We start from the raw sequence: 15,977 nt of genomic DNA, 5'->3' as shown, positions 1-15,977 counted from the left end.
GGAGGCGGTGGGGGGGGCGGTCGGGGGCGGCGGGCGGGGGCGGGGTGCTCGGCCGGCGGGGGGTGCGGGGCGGCGGCGGGGCCGTCAGTCGCCGGTGAGCAGGGCGTCGACCTCGGCGGCGGTGGGCATGGCGGAGGAGCAGGCGAGGCGGGAGGCGACCAGGGCGCCGGCCGCGTTGGCGTGCCGCATGATCCGTTCCAGCTCCCAGCCGGCCAGCAGCCCGTGGCACAGCGATCCGCCGAACGCGTCGCCGGCCCCGAGCCCGTTGACCACCTCGACCGGCACCGGCGGGACCTCGGCGACCGTGCCGTCCCGGTGCACCGCCAGCACGCCCTTGGGTCCCTGTTTGACGACGGCCAGCTCGACGCCGGCCGCGAGCAGGGCGTCGGCGCAGGCCCGCGGTTCGCGTTCGCCGGTGGCGATCTCGCACTCGTCGAGGTTGCCGACGGCCACGGTGGCGTACCGCAGCGCCTCGGCGTAGGCGGCACGGGCCTGCGCGGGCCGCGGCCAGAACATCGGCCGCCAGTCGAGGTCGAAGACGGTGACGCCGGACCGGTCGCGGGCGCGCAGCGCGGTGAGGGTGGCCGAGCGGCTGGGTTCGGCGCACAGCCCGGTGCCGGTCATCCAGAAGATCCGGGCGGTGCCGACGGCGTCCAGGTCGAGTTCGTCCGGCCGGATCTCCAGGTCGGGGGCCTTGGGCAGCCGGTAGAAGTAGAGCGGGAAGTCGTCGGGCGGGAAGATCTCGCAGAACGTCACCGGGGTCGGGTACCGCTCGACCGGCGTCACCCAGCGGTCGTCGACCCCGAAGCCGGCCAGCGCCCGGTGGACGTAGGTGCCGAACGGGTCGTCGCCGGTACGGCTGATGACGGCGGTACGGCGGCCGAGGCGGGCGGCGGCCACGGCGACGTTGGTGGCCGACCCGCCGAGGAACTTGCCGAACGTCTCCACCTCGGCCAGCGGGACCCCGGTCTGCAACGGGTAGAGGTCCACCCCGATCCGGCCCATGGTGATCAGGTCATAGGGCTCGGGCATGCGGGGGCTCCTCGGGCTGCGGGGATCGGTCGGGCGCGGCCGGCCCTCCCTGTCTAACCCGGCGCCGCGCACGATGTCAATGATTTGTCCTTACATACGGACGTCCGGACCGACGCTTCGGCCCGTCCGGAGGACGGAGGCGGGGGCCTGCGGCCGGGTGGCGGGTCGCCCGGCGCAGGGGTGGGCGACGGTGGGGCGGGGACGGTGGGGTGGGCGACGGTGGGGCGCGACCGCATGACCCTCGCCCCCGCCCCGCCGAGTCCCCACCGCCGCCGCGCACGAGTTCCCGCGCATGAGTTGATGTCATAACAAATCATTGACAAGAGCTTGTCAATGGACGTCGGCTCTGTCAGCCTTTCCACTCCCCGTTCCCCCACGTGAGGTACCCGACCCGATGGAACGCACCCGCACAAGGTCCCGCCGAACCGTGGCGGTCGTCGCCGCCTGCGCGGCGGGGCTGCTGATGGTCTCCGGCTGCGCCAGCGCGCACGGCGGCAAGGCGGCCCAGCAGCGCGCCGCGGCGCTCGCCGCGGGACACGCGAACACGCCGCGGATCAAGATCGCGATGATCACCCACTCGGCGCCCGGCGACACGTTCTGGGACCTGGTGCGCAAGGGCGCGCAGACCGCGGCCTCCAAGGACAACGTGGACCTGATCTACGCCAGCGACCCCAACTCCGCCAACCAGGCCAACCTCGTGCAGAACGCGATCGACCAGAAGGTCGACGGGATCGCGGTGACGCTGGCGGATCCCAACGCGATGAAGAACGTGGTCGCCGAGGCGGAGAAGAAGGGCATCCCGGTCGTCGGCCTGAACGCCGGGGAGACCGCCTGGCAGTCGGAGAAGCTGCTGGAGTTCTTCGGCCAGGACGAGAGCATCGCCGGTGAGGCGTTCGGCCGCAAGCTCAACTCCACCGGCGCCCACCACGACCTGTGCGTCATCCACGAGCAGGGCAACGTCTCGCTGGAGCAGCGCTGCGCCGGCATCAAGAAGACCTTCAAGGGCAAGACCGACATCCTCTACGTCAACGGCGCCGACATGCCGTCGGTGAAGTCGACCATCACCGCCAAGCTCCAGCAGGACCACTCCATCGACGTGGTCGCCACCCTCGGCGCGCCGTTCGCGCTGACCGCCGTGCAGGCGGTCTCCGACGCCGGCAGCAAGGCGAAGGTCGCCACCTTCGACCTCAACCAGGACCTGGTCAACGGCATCAAGGCCGGCAGCATCGAGTTCGCCGTCGACCAGCAGCCGTACCTGCAGGGCTACCTGGCGATCGACGGGCTGTGGCTGTACAAGTACAACGGCAACTTCAGCGGCGGCGGCACCCAGCCGGTGCTGACCGGGCCGGCCTTCGTCGACAAGTCCAACGTCGCCACCATCGCGAAGTTCGCCGCGAACGGGACCCGGTGACGACGATGGCCGACGCCACAGCCCCCGCCGCTCCCCCGGCCAAGGACACCCCGCCGCACACCACGCGGCGCTCACCGCTGCGCCGGCTGCTGGCCCGGCCCGAGGTCGGCGCGCTGGTCGGCGCGATCGTGGTCTACCTGTTCTTCTTCGCCGTCGCGCCGCCGTTCCGGCAGCTGGACTCGCTGGCGACCGTGCTCTACCAGGCGTCCACCATCGGCATCGTGGCGCTGCCGGTCGCGCTGCTGATGATCGGCGGCGAGTTCGACCTGTCGGCCGGTGTCGCGGTCATCACCTCCGCGCTGACCGCCAGCGAGCTGAGCTGGCAGCTGACGCAGAACATCTGGGTCGGGGTATTCGCCGCGCTGGCGGTCTCGCTGGCGGTCGGGGCGCTCAACGGCTTCCTGCTGATGCGCACCGGACTGCCGAGCTTCCTGGTCACCCTGGGCACCTTCTTGATGCTCCAGGGCCTGAACCTGGCGGTCACCAAGCTGCTGACCGGCAACGTGGCCACCGACTCCATCAGCAACATGGACGGCTTCAACCAGGCCAGGAAGGTGTTCGCCTCCACGGTGGACATCGGCGGCGTGGACGTGAAGATCACGGTGCTGTGGTGGCTGGGCTTCGCGGTGATCGCCACCTGGGTGCTGCTGCGCACCAAGTTCGGCAACTGGATCTTCGCGGTCGGCGGCGACCGGGCCAGCGCCCGTTCGGTCGGCGTGCCGGTGGGGTTCACCAAGATCGCGCTGTTCATGTCGGTGGGCTTCGCGGCGTGGTTCGTCGGGATGAACCAGCTGTTCTCCTTCGACACCGTGCAGTCCGGTGAGGGCGTCGGCAACGAGTTCCTGTACATCATCGCGGCGGTCATCGGCGGCTGCCTGCTGACCGGCGGCTACGGTTCGGCCGTCGGCGCGGTGATCGGCGCGTTCATCTTCGGCATGGTCACCCAGGGCATCGTCTACGCCAACTGGAACCCCGACTGGTTCAAGTTCTTCCTCGGCGTGATGCTGCTGGCCGCCACGCTGGTCAATCTGTGGGTCCGCCGCCAGGCGACCAGGAGGTAGCGCCCGTGTCCGAGACCACCCCCGAAGGCTCCGGCGACTTCGAGCCGGAGCTGACCGGCTCCTCCACCGAGCAGGCGCCGATCGTGGAGCTGCGCGGCGCCGGCAAGAGCTACGGCAACGTGCTCGCGCTGCACGGCGTCGACCTGGCCGTGCGGCCGGGCACCGTCACCTGCGTGCTGGGCGACAACGGCGCCGGCAAGTCCACCCTGATCAAGATCATCTCGGGGCTGCACCAGCACACCGAGGGCGACTACCTGATCGACGGCGAGCCGGTGCGTCTCGCCAACCCGCGCGAGGCGCTGGCCCGCGGCATCGCCACCGTCTACCAGGACCTGGCGACGGTGCCGCTGATGCCGGTGTGGCGCAACTTCTTCCTGGGGTCGGAACTCACCCGTGGCGTCTGGCCGTTGCGGCGGCTGGACATCGCGCGGATGAAGGCCACCTGCGAGGAGGAGCTGCGCCGCATGGGCATCGCGCTCAACGACATGGAGCGGCCGATCGGCTCACTGTCCGGCGGTCAGCGGCAGTCGGTGGCGATCGCCCGCGCGGTGTACTTCGGCGCCCGGGTGCTGATCCTCGACGAGCCGACCGCGGCGCTCGGCGTCAAGCAGTCGGGCGTGGTGCTGAAGTACATCGCCGCGGCCCGCGACCGCGGCCTGGGCGTCATCTTCATCACCCACAACCCGCACCACGCCTTCATGGTCGGCGACCACTTCAGCGTGCTGCGGCTGGGCACCTTGGAGCTGAGCGCGGCACGGGCCGACATCACCCTCGACCAGCTCACCCACCACATGTCGGGCGGCGCCGAACTCGACGCCCTCAAGCACGAGTTGGCGCAGGTGGCCGGGGTCGACACCGGTAAGGCGCCCGACGCGGAACGGTAACCCGCCAGGGCTGTCGGGGGCCGCGTCCCGGGGTACGGGACGCGGCCGCCGGTGCGTTCGGCGCCGTCAGGCGGCCGGGCCGTGGTGCGGTGGGGCGGTCGAACGGTAAGCCGATCAGGCGGTGAGGCGGGCCTCGATGGCGGCGACGACCTCGTCGGCCTCCGGCTCGGTGCGCGGGCGGAACCGGGCGACCGGGGTGCCGTCCGCGTCGACCAGGAACTTCTCGAAGTTCCACTGCACGTCGCCCGCCTCGCCGGACGCGTCGGCCAGCGCGGTCAGCTCCCGGTAGAGCGGCTGGCGGTCGTCGCCGGTGACGTCGGCCTTGGCGTACATCGGGAACGTCACGCCGTAGGTGGCGGAGCAGAAGGTGCCGATCTCCTCGTCGCTGCCCGGCTCCTGGCCGCCGAACTGGTTGCACGGGAAGCCCAGCACCGTGAAGCCGCGGTCGGCGTACCGCTTGTGCAGCCGCTCCAGGCCCTCGTACTGCGGGGTGAGGCCGCACTCGGACGCGACGTTGACGATCAGCAGCACCTTGCCGGCGTGCTCGGCCAGGGTGGCGGGGGTGCCGTCGAGGGTGCGCAGCTGGATGTCCTGGATGCCGGCCACGTCGGGCTCCTTTTCGCGAGGGGGTCGTACGGGGATGCTACGCGGTGGTCCGCGGGGCGGCCGGGCGGCGTTCACGGTGCCCGGCGGCGGCCCCGGGGAGGTCAGCCGCCCAGGTCGGACAGCCGGGCGAGCAGGTCGGCGGTGCGCTTGAGCACGGTGGCGCGGTCGCCGCAGGACTGTTCGGGGCCCAGGGCGACCGCGACGGCGCCGGCCGCGATCCACTCCGGCGCCTCCTGCGCGGTGATGCCGCCGGTGGGCACCAGCGGCGCCTGCGGCAGCGCGGCGCGCACGTCGCGCACCCAGGCCGGTGAAGTGACCGAGGCCGGGAAGAGGTTGACGGCGTCGGCGCCGGACTCAAGGGCGCGGACCACCTCGTCGGGGGTCGCGGCGCCGCAGAAGACCGGCAGGCCGTAGCGGTGGCCGGTGCTGATGACGCCGATGTCGCGGTTCGGGGCCGACAGGAAACGCGCCCCGGCGTCGACCGCCATCCGCGCGGACGCGCCGTCCAGCACGGTCCCGGCACCGATCACCGCGTCCTCACCGACCTCGCGGACCATGGTGGTGACCGCTTCCAGGGCGAACGGTGTGGTCAGGGAGATCTCCACGGTGGTCAGCCCGGCCGACAGCAGCGTGTCGCAGGACGCCGCCGCCGCGTCGTAGCTCTCGGCCCTGATGATGGCGACGACCCGCTGTGCCAAGGCGGCCCGGGTGGTCTCCCAGCGGTATGCCACGGTCACCCTCCCTTCGGTTCGGTTGGTGCGCTCGACGGTACCGCCGACGGGCGCCGGGCGGTCACCCGACGTCGGTGGAGAACAGGCCACCGGTCGGGCCCTGCTTCTCCGGTCCCTGGGCCTTCTTCAGCGCGTTGGCCAGTCCCTCCAGGGTCATCGACTGCAGGATGACGCGGCCGTCGCCCTCCAAGGTGGCCAGCGACAGCCCCTCGCCGCCGAAGACCGCGTTCATGATGCCCTGCCGGTTGAGCCGGCCGACGCGTTCCACGCCGTAGCGGATGCCCTCCTCGAACGCGACGATGCAGCCGGTGTCCACCTCGATGCGGCCGCCGAACTCGGCCGGGTTGAGGTCGATGAAGTTGCCGGCGCCGGCGATGATCACGGTGCCGCGGCCGGTGAACTTCTCCAGCACGAAGCCCTCGCCGCCACTCATGCCCTGCCGGAAGCCAGCGAAGTCGATGCCGAAGCGGACGGTGGACTCGGCGGCGACGAAGGCGTCCTTCTCGGCGAACCAGGCCCGGCTGCCGTCCAGTTCCAGGGCGCGCATCTCGCCGGGCAGCACGCCGGCGAACCCGACGGTGCCCTCACCGCCGGAGCAGGTGAAGTACTGGAACGCCACCGACTCGCCGGCCAGCATCCGCTGGCCGACCTGCATGGCGGTGCCCATGGCCTGGCGCAGGAAGCCGCCCATGCCCCCGCCGCCGCCCTGGCCGGGCAGGCCGCCGGGCGCGTTGCCGGCCGGGTCGGGGGCGCCGAGCCGGGTGTCCATGGTGACGTTGGAGGTCTTGAACAAGAACTTGCCGGCCTCGCAGTAGACCGTCTGCCCGGGGCGCAGGGTGCACACGGCCATCTGCATGGCGTTGCCGACGATCTGCTGCTGAAGGGTCATGAGCGGCGCTCCTCGGCGTGCGGTTCGGTGGCCGCCGGACCGCCGCTGCGGGCGAGTGCGCGGCCACCCCTGACCGTCTGAACGCCCGGCACCTGCCGATCGGTTCCTGCCTCGGCGTCCCGATCGGCGGCGGGCGGCGCGGTACGGCCGCCGTCCTCCAGGAACCGGGCGAGCGGCAGGGTGGCGGCGCCGACGGTGACCGCCTCCGGGCCCAGCCGGCCCAGGCCGATGACCGCCTCGCGGCCCGGCTGGCGCAGCGCGTAGGCGGCCGCGTGCCGGCGTACCGCGGGCAGCAGGCGCGGGCCGAGCAGCAGTCCGGCCCAGCCGCCGAGCAGGATGCGTTCGGGGTTGAACAGGTTGATCAGGTCGGCGATGCCGGCGCCGAGGTACTCGGCGGTGTCGTCGAGCACCTCGCGGGCCGCCGGGTCGCCGGCCGCGTCGCGCTCCAGCAGCGCCGCCAGGCCCTCCTCCTCGGTCAGGCCGGCCGGGGCGGCCCCCCAGCGGTCCAGCACCGCCTCGGCGCCCACGTAGGCCTCCAGGTGGCCGCGGGCGCCGCAGCGGCAGCGCCGGCCGCCGACGCTCAGCGTGGTGTGGCCCCATTCGCCGGCGCTGGAGGTGGAACCGCGGTAGGGCTCGCCGTCGGCCACCACGCAGGCGCCGACGCCGGAGCCGATCAGCGCGATGACCGCGTCCCGGGCGCCGCGGCCGCCGCCGAACCACATCTCGGCCTGGCCGAGGGTCTTGGCGCCGTTCTCGATGTGCAGCGGCAGGCCGGTGCCGGCCCGCAGCAGGGCGCCGACCGGTACCGCGTCCCAGCCGATGGTCTGGCCGTGCACCACCGCCAGGTCGCCGGCCGGGCCGCGCTCGACGATGCCGGGCACGCCGACGCCGACGCCGAGCACCCGGGCCGGGTCGGTCGCGGTGTCGGACAGCACGGCGGCCAGGCCGTCCAGCACCAGCCGGACCACGTGGTCGACGTCGTGGCCGCTGTCGCTCAACGGCTGCTCGAAGACGGCGAGTTCGGACAGGTCGAGGTCGAACAGCCCGACGCGGACCCGGGTTTCGCCGATGTCGACGCCGGCCAGCCGCCCGTAGCCGGCCGCGACCTTCAGCAGGGTGCGCGGGCGTCCGCCGTCGGAGTCGACGGCGCCGGCCTCCTCGACGAGCCCGTCAGCGAGCAGTTCGCCGACCACGTTGCTGATCGAGCCGGCGCTCAGTCCGGTGTCGCGGCCCAACTCCTGCCGGCTGAGCGGACCCTCGAACCACAGGTGGCGCAGCAGCGCGGACCTGTTGCCCCGGCGCAGGTCACGGACCGTGCGCTGCTTCCTGTCCGCCATGCCCGCTCCATTCGTTCACCCGCCGCGCAGAACCTATCCGGACCCCGAGTCCTGCGCGAAGTCTTGACGCCGGGTTTTCACGCAGTTTAAATCACGGCTTGAATTAAGACGTGAAGGCGTTCAAGTCCCGAACACGGGCCGGGCTCGCCGAACCACCGCGCTCCAGCACCACACGACCCGCACGTGTTCCCGAAAGAGGTGCCCGACTGTGCCTACTCTGAAGGCTTCCCGGACGTTCGCCAGCGCGGCGGTCGCCCTCGCCCTGGCCGCGACCGCGACCGCGTGCGGCGGAGGTTCGACCGACAGCTCCGGCGGCGGCTCCTCGAGCGGCAAGACCCTCACCTACTGGGCCAGCAACCAGGGCACCAGCGTCAACGTCGACAAGCAGGTCCTGGGCCCGGAGCTGAAGAAGTTCACCCAGCAGACCGGCATCAAGGTCAACCTGGAGGTCGTGCCCTGGTCCGACCTGCTCAACCGGATCATGGCGGCCGCCTCCTCCGGCCAGGGCCCCGACGTGCTGAACATCGGCAACTCCTGGTCGGCCTCGCTCCAGGCCACCGGCGCGCTGCTGCCCTGGGACTCGGCGAACATGGCGAAGATCGGCGGCGCCAGCAAGTTCAACGCCTCCGCGCTGGCCTCCACCGGTGTCGCCGGCCAGCCGCCGGCCGCGGTGCCGCTGTACGCGCTGTCGTACGGGCTGTACTGGAACAAGGCGGAGTTCAAGAAGGCCGGCATAGCCGGGCCGCCCGCCACCTGGAGCCAGCTGATCGCCGACGGCAAGAAGCTGACCGGCAACGGCAAGTGGGGCATCGCGCTGGAGTGCGGGCAGTACCAGGAGAACGCGCACCACGCCTTCGCGTTCGGCCAGCAGCTGGGCGCCAACTTCTTCACCAAGGCCGGCAAGCCGGACTTCGACAGCCCGCAGGCCGTCCAGGCGGTCAAGCAGTACGTGGACCTGATGGCGACCGACAAGATCGCCTCCCCCGGTGACGCGGAGTACGCCAACAACCAGTCGGTGACCGACTTCGCCACCGGCAAGGCCGCGATGCTGCTGTGGCAGGCGGCGGGCACCTCGCTGAAGCTCCAGGGCATGAAGACCGACCAGTTCGGCGTCGCCCCGGTGCCGTTCCAGACCGCGAACCCGACCGGCAGCGGCAAGATCGACACCATGGCGGCCGGCATCAACATGGCGGTCTTCAAGAACAGCAAGAACCTCTCCGGTGCGGAGAAGTTCGTGAACTTCATGACCAGCACCGCCGAGCAGAAGATCATCAACGGCAAGTACGGCTCGATCTCCCCGGTGCAGGCCGCCGCCAGCCAGGCGGTCAACCCCACCCCGGAGCTGGCCACCCTCAAGCAGGTGCTGGCCAACAACTCGGCGCCGCTGCCGCAGGTCGCCGACGAGAGCAACTTCGAGACCCTGGTCGGCACCGCGATGAAGAACCTCTTCGCGGACGCCGCGGGCGGCAAGTCGGTCACCGACTCCACGGTCAAGAGCGAACTGACCAAGGCCCAGCAGCAGATGCCCGCGAGCGGACGGACCGATGACCGTCACCACGCCCGCCGAGGACCGGACCGCGCGAGCCGCCAAGCGGCGCTCGCGCGGGCCGGCGCCCGGCCGTCTGCGCCGCCGCGCACTGCCCTACCTGTTCCTGCTGCCCGCGCTGATCCTCGAACTGCTCATCCACCTGATCCCGATCCTCACCGGCATCGCGATCAGCTTCAAGCAGCTGACCCAGTTCTACATCCGCGACTGGGGTTCGGCGCCCTGGGCCGGACTGGGCAACTACAAGGTCGCGGTGAAGTTCTCCGAGCCGATCGGCCAGGCGCTGCTGCACTCGTTCTGGATCACCTGCGGCTTCACCGTGCTGACCGTGGGCCTGTCCTGGCTGCTGGGCACCGCCGCCGCCATCATGATGCAGGACAACTTCCGCGGCCGCGGCCTGCTGCGCACGTTCTTCCTGGTGCCGTACGCCCTGCCGGTCTACGCGGCCGTGATCACCTGGTCGTTCATGTTCCAGCGGGACAACGGCCTGATCAACCACCTGCTGCACCAGATGCACCTGACGAACGGCCAGTCGTTCTGGCTGATCGGCAGCAACAGCTTCCCCGCCCTGGTGACCGTCTCGGTCTGGCGCACCTGGCCGTTCGCGTTCCTGTGCCTGACCGCCGGCCTGCAGAACATCCCCGGCGAGCTGTACGAGGCCGCCGCGCTGGACGGCGCCGGCATCTGGCAGCAGGTGCGGCGCATCACGCTGCCGTCGCTGCGGCCGGTCAACCAGGTGCTGGTGCTGGTGCTGTTCCTGTGGACGTTCAACGACTTCAACACGCCGTACGTGCTGTTCGGCAAGTCCGCGCCACCGGCCGCCGACCTGATCTCCATCCACATCTACCAGTCGTCGTTCATCACCTGGAACTTCGGCTCCGGCTCGGCGATGTCCGTGCTGATGCTGCTGTTCCTGATGCTGGTGACCGGGGTCTACCTGCTCGCCACCCGGCGGAAGGACGCCGATGTCTGACAGCCACCGCTCCCCGATGGCGGCGCCGACCAGCTTCCTGTGGACCCGGCGGATCTTCCTGACGCTGCTGGCGATCTTCGCGATCCTGCCCGTCTACGTGATGATCTCCTCGTCGCTCAAGCCGCTCAACGAGGTGCAGGGCGCCTTCCAGTGGCTGCCGCACCACCTGACGCTGCGGCCCTACGTCGACATCTGGCACACCGTGCCGCTGGCGCACTACTTCGCCAACTCCGTCATCGTCTGCGGCTCGTCCATGCTGCTGTCGGTGGTGGTGGCGATCTTCGCCGCGTACGCGGTCAGCCGCTACCGGTTCAAGGGCAAGCGGCTGTTCACCGTGACGGTGCTGTCCACCCAGATGTTCCCCGGCATCCTGTTCCTGCTGCCGCTGTTCCTGATCTTCGTCAACATCGGCAACGCCACCGGCATCGCGCTGTACGGCAGCCGCGGCGGACTGATCCTGACCTACCTGACGTTCTCGCTGCCGTTCTCCATCTGGATGCTGGCCGGCTACTTCGACTCGATCCCGCAGGATCTGGACGAGGCCGCGCTGGTCGACGGGTGCGGGCCGCTGGGGGCGCTGTTCCGGGTGGTCATCCCGGCGGCCGTCCCCGGCATCGTCGCGGTCGCCGTCTACGCGTTCATGACCGCGTGGGGCGAGGTGCTGTTCGCCTCGGTGCTGACCAACGACAGCACCCGCACCCTCGCCATCGGCCTGGAGGGCTACGCCACCCAGAACGACGTCTACTGGAACCAGGTGATGGCCGCCTCGCTCGTGGTGAGCGTGCCGGTGGTCGCCGGGTTCCTGCTGCTCCAGCGCTACCTGGTGGCCGGCCTGACCGCGGGTGCGGTCAAGTGACCCACCGGCGGCACCCGTTCATCGCGCCACCGCGCCCCCCGCGCCCTTTCAAGGGTCAACTCTCGTTTCTGGAAAGGCCGTTGTGACAGACCTCCACCACATGGACGACCTGACCGCCTTCCCGCAGGGCTTCCTGTGGGGCACCGCCACCTCCTCGTACCAGATCGAGGGCGCCGTCAGCGAGGACGGCCGCGCCCCCTCGATCTGGGACACGTTCTGCAAGGTGCCCGGCGTCATCGACGGCGGCGACAACGGGGACGTGGCCTGCGACCACTACCACCGCTGGCCCGAGGACATCGCGCTGATGCGGGACATGGGCGTGGACGCCTACCGGTTCTCCATCGCCTGGCCCCGGGTCATGCCGCAGGGCGACAGCAAGGTCAACGCGGCCGGCCTGGACTTCTACGACCGGCTGGTCGACGGGGTGCTGGCGGCCGGCATCACCCCGTACCCGACGCTCTACCACTGGGACCTGCCGCAGGCCCTCCAGGACCGCGGCGGCTGGCCGGAGCGCGAGACCGCCGAGCGCTTCGGGGAGTACGCCGACGTGGTCGCCCGCCGCCTCGGCGACCGGGTGGTCAACTGGACCACGCTCAACGAGCCGCTGTGCTCCGCCTGGATCGGCCACCTGGAAGGCAAGATGGCCCCCGGCATGACCGACCTGACGGCCGCAGTCCGCGCGTCGTACCACCTGCACCTGGCGCACGGCCGCGCGGTCGCCGCCATCCGGGCCGCCGTCCCCGGCGCCCAGGTCGGCATCGTCAACAACCTCTCGCCCTGCGAGCCGGCCACCGACCGCGAGGCCGACCAGGCCGCCGCGATCCGCGCCGACGGCCACACCAACCGCTGGTGGCTCGACCCGATCCACGGCCGCGGCTACCCGCAGGACATGGTCGACCTGTACGGCGTCGACCTGCCGGTCCGGGCCGGCGACATGGAGGCCATCGCCGCGCCGCTGGACTTCCTCGGCCTGAACTACTACTTCCGCAACGTCGTCAGCGACGACCCGACCGGTCCCGCGCCGTACGCCCGCCAGGTCTACGAGCCCGGCCGGCCGCGCACCGGGATGGACTGGGAGATCACCCCGGACGGCCTGGAGCAGCTGCTCATGCGGCTCACCGAGGAGTACGGCGCCCAGCGCATCCTGGTGACCGAGAACGGCTCCGCCTGGCCCGACACCGTCGGCACCGACGGCCAGGTCAGCGACCCCGACCGGGCCGCCTACCTCGACGGCCACCTGGCCGCCTGCGCCCGCGCGGTGCGCCGCGGCGCCCCGCTCGCCGGCTACTTCGCCTGGTCGCTGCTGGACAACTTCGAGTGGGCCTACGGCTACGCCAAGCGCTTCGGCCTGGTGCACGTCGACTACGCCACCCAGAAGCGCACCCTGAAGGGCAGCGGTCAGCGCTACACCGACATCATCGCCGCGCACCGCAGGCGGATGCGCCGGGCGGCCTGAGCACGGACACCGCCCGCCGCGATCCCGGCCGGCCGCGCACGCCCCTCGCGTGCGCGGCCGGCCGGTTGCGTACCCGGCGGGCGTTCCCGCCCCGGCGTCACGCCAGCCGTTCCGCCCGGTCGGCCAGCCGCGCGGCGCCGGCCGCGGTCAGCGAACCGTGCAGCCGCAGGCGGGAGATGCCGCCGTCGGGGAAGATCTCCATCCGCACGTGGGTGACCGGCGGACCGCCGACCAGGAAGCGGTGCGCGGTGTCCGGCTGGAGCGGCACCCGCGGGGTGATGGGGAACCAGTCGCCGCCGGTGTGCTCGTCGCGGCCGAGCAGCGCCGCGAACCCGGCGGCGTTGCCCTTCAGGCAGGCGGTGTCGATCTCCACCGCGCGCACCAGCGCCTGCCCGGCCAGCCGGTAGCGCACCCAGTCGCCGTCCCGGTCGCGGCGCCGCCTGGTCTCCCAGCCGTCGTCCATCCGCTGCGAGCGGCCGGGCAGGATGGTGTTCCACGGCGAGGAGTAGAACCGGTCGGAGGCGTCCTCGACCGCGCCGCCGTTCTCCAGCGCCACGACGTCGAAGGTACCGAGCTCGGCCAGCCAGCCCGGGTCGGGCACCACCTCGCCGTGCACCCGCAGCCGGGCGACGCCGCCGTCCGGGTACTGCCGCAGCCGCAGGTGCGTGAACCGGCGCTCGACGCCGACCGCGAACGCGTTGGCCGCGTGCCCGCCGACCTCGGTGCGCGGCACCAGCACGGTCCACGGCACGCCCTCGTCCAGCAGGTCGGCGGCGGAGGCCGACAGCGGCGCGGCCGTCGCCTCCACGCTGACGGCGCTCGGGTGGTTGCCCCGGAAGTGCGCGGTGTCGACGACGACGCCACGCACCACACCGGGTGCCCCGAGCCGCACCAGCGCCCAGTCGTGGTCACCGGGGGCCGGGAACGGGCTGTCGGGTGCGGCACCGCGGCGCCTGCGGGTCTCCCAGCCGTCCATGATCTTGCCCTTGGGCCCGAACCGCTCCGGGTCGAAGACGGCCGGCCCGGGCAGCAGCAGGCTCTCGCGCTCCGCGAAGAACTCGTCGTTGGCCGCGATCACCCCGGCGCCCAGCCGCCGGTCGGCCAGATCCGCGTACGCCTCGAAGTCCGCCGGGGCGCTGCGGTGGTCGGCGTACGGGTCGCTGCCGGGGCGGTAGGGGCGGGCGGAGCCGGTGAAGCGGGCCGGGGAGGCGGGGGCGGGGCCTCCGGCGGGGGTGTCGGGGTCTGCGGGGGTGCTGGGGCTTCCGGGCGGGCCGGGGGCTTCCGGGGTGCCGTCGGGGGTGGGGGTGCCGTCGGGGGTCAAAGGGGCTCCCTGCGGGGGTTTTCGGCGGATGTGCGACCGGTGTCTCGGGTGGTTCAGGGACGGGTGAGCAGGCGGCCGCGGGGCGGACCGTCCACGGCGCCGTCGCGGGCGACCGGGGCGCCGCGCAGCCAGGTGGCGCGGACCACGCCGTGCAGGGTGCGGCCCGCGTAGGCGGTGACCGGGTGCCGGTGGTGCAGGGCGGCCGGGTCCACGGTGAAGGTCTCCTCCGGGGCCAGCACCGCGAAGTCGGCGTCCCGGCCCGCAGCGATGGCCCCCTTGGCGGCCAGGCCGGCCAGCTCCGCGGGCGCCGCCGACATCCAGCGGGCGACGTCCGCCAGCGTGTGGCCGCGGCGCCGGGCCTCGGTCCACATGGCCGGCAGCCCCAGCTGGAGCGAGGAGATGCCGCCCCACGCGGTGTCGAAGTCACCGTCCGGCGGCTGCTTGAGCGCGGCGGTGGCCGGCGAGTGGTCGGAGACGACGCAGCCGATCGTGCCTTCGGCCAGCCCGGTCCACAACGCGTCCTGGTTGCCGGCCTCGCGGATGGGCGGACAGCACTTGAACTCCGTCGCGCCGTCCGGGACCTGCTCCGCGGTCAGCGTGAGGTAGTGCGGGCAGGACTCGGCGCTGACCGCGACGCCGTCGCGGCGGGCGTCCGCGATCAGCGGCAGCGCCGCGGCCGACGACAGGTGCAGCACGTGCACCCGGCAGCCGGTCTCGCGCGCCAGGCCGATCAGCCCGGCGATCGCGGTGGTCTCCGCGGCCGGCGGCCGGGACGCGAGGAACCCCGCGTACGCCCTCCCGGCGGCGTCCGGCGCCGCACCGATGACACCGGGGTCCTCCGCGTGCACGATGAGCAGCCCGCCGAACGAGGCGATCTCCCGCATGGCACACGCCAGTTGATCACCCGTCAGCTCCGGGAACTCCGGCACACCGGACGGCAGCAGGAAGCACTTGAATCCAAAGACGCCCGCGTCGTGCAACGACCGCAACGCGCCGAGGCTGTCCGGCACCGCGCCGCCCCAGAACCCGGTGTCCACATGGACCGACGGTGCGGCGGTCGCCCGCTTCACCGCCAGCGCGTCCGGCGTGGTGGTGGGCGGCACGCTGTTGAGCGGCATGTCCACCAGCGTCGTCACCCCGCCGGCCGCCGCGGCGCGCGTCGCCGACGCGAACCCCTCCCACTCCGTGCGCCCCGGCTCGTTGACGTGCACGTGGGTGTCGACCAGCCCCGGCAGGAGCGCGTCGTCCCCGAGGTCCACCAGGTCCGCGCCGGCCGGGAGCGCACCGCCGTGCGGCTGGACCGCGGCGATCCGCTCCCCCACCACGATCACGTCGGCCGGGCGTTCTCCCTCCGGGGTGAGGACCCGGGTCGACCGCACGACGACCTGCCGGTCGGGCTGTTGGGGCATAGGTCTGACTCCTTCCCGTCTGCGACGATCTTCGGGGCGGGTGGGGGTGGGGTCAAGACGGGGGGTGCCTCCGGCGGCGGCGCGGGGGCCTTCGGCGGGACGCCCCGGGGGTGGCCTTCGGCACCGGGGGCGTGGGGTTGGCGCGCTGGACTTCTGTCGGGGGCGCTTCACCCTTCGGTGCGTTTTCGCCCTTCGGTGCGTTGGGCTTCTGTCGGGGGTCGCCTTCGCGCCTCGGTGCGCTTTCGCCCTTCGGTGCGTTGGGCTTCTGTCGGGGGTCGCCTTCGCCCTTCGGTGCGCTTGCACCCTTCGGTGCGTCGGGCTTCTGTCGGGGGTCGCCTTCGCCCTTCGGTGCGCTTGCACCCTCCGGTGCGCTGGGCTTCTGTCGGGGGGTGGTGGGGGTCGTTGTCCTGCGCCTGGTTTCTTCTTGGGTCGGGGCCGGGCGGGGCGGGTCCCGGTGGGCCGACA

General features: G+C 72.2%; 13 protein-coding genes and 1 pseudogene. 7 read left to right on the top strand and 7 right to left on the bottom strand.

The genetic code is table 11. From position 1 onward, the window contains the following. Positions 1-84 precede the first annotated feature (84 nt). Complete coding sequence (iolC, locus tag POF43_RS33405) at positions 85-1,032, bottom strand: 5-dehydro-2-deoxygluconokinase (RefSeq protein ID WP_271318780.1); 948 nt, start codon at positions 1,030-1,032, stop codon at positions 85-87. Between the two features lie 394 nt (positions 1,033-1,426). Here iolC and POF43_RS33400 point away from each other — a divergent pair, with 394 nt between their 5' ends. From POF43_RS33400 to POF43_RS33390, 3 genes are read left to right on the top strand one after another with little or no spacing between them, the layout of a single operon-like run. Next, on the top strand, positions 1,427-2,443 hold the full coding sequence (locus POF43_RS33400) for a substrate-binding domain-containing protein (RefSeq protein ID WP_271315021.1): 1,017 nt from the start codon (positions 1,427-1,429) through the stop codon (positions 2,441-2,443). 5 nt (positions 2,444-2,448) lie between these two features. Next, on the top strand, positions 2,449-3,504 hold the full coding sequence (locus tag POF43_RS33395; protein WP_271315022.1) for an ABC transporter permease: 1,056 nt from the start codon (positions 2,449-2,451) through the stop codon (positions 3,502-3,504). A gap of 50 nt (positions 3,505-3,554) precedes the next feature. Continuing rightward, a complete protein-coding gene (locus tag POF43_RS33390) occupies positions 3,555-4,388 on the top strand; it encodes an ATP-binding cassette domain-containing protein (RefSeq protein WP_271315029.1) in 834 nt (277 codons plus the stop codon). 114 nt (positions 4,389-4,502) lie between these two features. Here POF43_RS33390 and POF43_RS33385 read toward each other — a convergent pair whose 3' ends face one another. The 4 genes from POF43_RS33385 to POF43_RS33370 all read right to left on the bottom strand — a co-directional run bounded on the left by POF43_RS33385 (position 4,503) and on the right by POF43_RS33370 (position 7,951). Then, positions 4,503-4,994: a glutathione peroxidase gene (locus POF43_RS33385; RefSeq protein WP_282704934.1), complete on the bottom strand. Its 492-nt coding sequence runs from the start codon at positions 4,992-4,994 to the stop codon at positions 4,503-4,505. A gap of 101 nt (positions 4,995-5,095) precedes the next feature. Continuing rightward, positions 5,096-5,725, bottom strand: a complete 630-nt coding sequence (locus POF43_RS33380) for a bifunctional 4-hydroxy-2-oxoglutarate aldolase/2-dehydro-3-deoxy-phosphogluconate aldolase (protein ID WP_282704933.1) — start codon at positions 5,723-5,725, stop codon at positions 5,096-5,098. A gap of 61 nt (positions 5,726-5,786) precedes the next feature. Then, positions 5,787-6,614 carry an AIM24 family protein gene (locus tag POF43_RS33375; RefSeq protein ID WP_271315025.1) on the bottom strand — a complete coding sequence of 276 codons (828 nt, stop codon included), beginning with the start codon at positions 6,612-6,614 and terminating at the stop codon, positions 5,787-5,789. Continuing rightward, a complete protein-coding gene (locus POF43_RS33370) occupies positions 6,611-7,951 on the bottom strand; it encodes an ROK family transcriptional regulator (protein WP_271315026.1) in 1,341 nt (446 codons plus the stop codon). The genes POF43_RS33375 and POF43_RS33370 overlap by 4 nt, the downstream gene beginning before the upstream one ends. Before the next feature lie 217 nt (positions 7,952-8,168). Here POF43_RS33370 and POF43_RS33365 point away from each other — a divergent pair. The 4 genes and pseudogenes from POF43_RS33365 to POF43_RS33350 all read left to right on the top strand — a co-directional run. After that, positions 8,169-9,485: pseudogene (locus POF43_RS33365) on the top strand (ABC transporter substrate-binding protein); the annotation flags it as partial. A 10-nt stretch (positions 9,486-9,495) separates the two neighbouring features. Beyond that, positions 9,496-10,470, top strand: a complete 975-nt coding sequence (locus POF43_RS33360; protein ID WP_271323533.1) for a carbohydrate ABC transporter permease — start codon at positions 9,496-9,498, stop codon at positions 10,468-10,470. Then, complete coding sequence (locus POF43_RS33355; protein ID WP_271315028.1) at positions 10,463-11,326, top strand: carbohydrate ABC transporter permease; 864 nt, start codon at positions 10,463-10,465, stop codon at positions 11,324-11,326. Before POF43_RS33360 ends, POF43_RS33355 begins: the two co-directional genes overlap by 8 nt. A gap of 100 nt (positions 11,327-11,426) precedes the next feature. Next, complete coding sequence (locus tag POF43_RS33350; protein WP_271315031.1) at positions 11,427-12,782, top strand: GH1 family beta-glucosidase; 1,356 nt, start codon at positions 11,427-11,429, stop codon at positions 12,780-12,782. Between the two features lie 97 nt (positions 12,783-12,879). Here POF43_RS33350 and alc read toward each other — a convergent pair whose 3' ends face one another. Both alc and allB read right to left on the bottom strand, forming a co-directional pair. Further along, entirely contained in the window at positions 12,880-14,103 is a 1,224-nt protein-coding gene (gene alc, locus POF43_RS33345; RefSeq protein WP_282704932.1) for an allantoicase, read from the bottom strand. 53 nt (positions 14,104-14,156) lie between these two features. Further along, positions 14,157-15,512 carry an allantoinase AllB gene (gene allB, locus POF43_RS33340; RefSeq protein ID WP_271325960.1) on the bottom strand — a complete coding sequence of 452 codons (1,356 nt, stop codon included), beginning with the start codon at positions 15,510-15,512 and terminating at the stop codon, positions 14,157-14,159. Between the last annotated feature and the right edge of the window lie 465 nt (positions 15,513-15,977).

This window comes from Streptantibioticus silvisoli (assembly GCF_027947535.2).
GTDB lineage: Bacteria > Actinomycetota > Actinomycetes > Streptomycetales > Streptomycetaceae > Streptantibioticus_C > Streptantibioticus_C silvisoli.
The sequence above is the reverse complement of the archived record's forward strand: the minus strand, read 5'-3'. Positions and strand labels throughout refer to the sequence as shown.

Excerpts from the sequence above, each read along its gene's own strand:
- POF43_RS33395 (WP_271315022.1), top strand. The coding sequence starts at position 2,449 with ATGGCCGACGCCACAGCCCCCGCCGCTCCCCCGGCCAAGGACACCCCG.
- POF43_RS33375 (WP_271315025.1), bottom strand. The coding sequence starts at position 6,614 with ATGACCCTTCAGCAGCAGATCGTCGGCAACGCCATGCAGATGGCCGTG.
- POF43_RS33350 (WP_271315031.1), top strand. The coding sequence starts at position 11,427 with ATGGACGACCTGACCGCCTTCCCGCAGGGCTTCCTGTGGGGCACCGCC.
- iolC (WP_271318780.1), bottom strand. The coding sequence starts at position 1,032 with ATGCCCGAGCCCTATGACCTGATCACCATGGGCCGGATCGGGGTGGAC.
- POF43_RS33355 (WP_271315028.1), top strand. The coding sequence starts at position 10,463 with ATGTCTGACAGCCACCGCTCCCCGATGGCGGCGCCGACCAGCTTCCTG.
- POF43_RS33370 (WP_271315026.1), bottom strand. The coding sequence starts at position 7,951 with ATGGCGGACAGGAAGCAGCGCACGGTCCGTGACCTGCGCCGGGGCAAC.
- POF43_RS33400 (WP_271315021.1), top strand. The coding sequence starts at position 1,427 with ATGGAACGCACCCGCACAAGGTCCCGCCGAACCGTGGCGGTCGTCGCC.
- allB (WP_271325960.1), bottom strand. The coding sequence starts at position 15,512 with ATGCCCCAACAGCCCGACCGGCAGGTCGTCGTGCGGTCGACCCGGGTC.
- POF43_RS33360 (WP_271323533.1), top strand. The coding sequence starts at position 9,496 with ATGACCGTCACCACGCCCGCCGAGGACCGGACCGCGCGAGCCGCCAAG.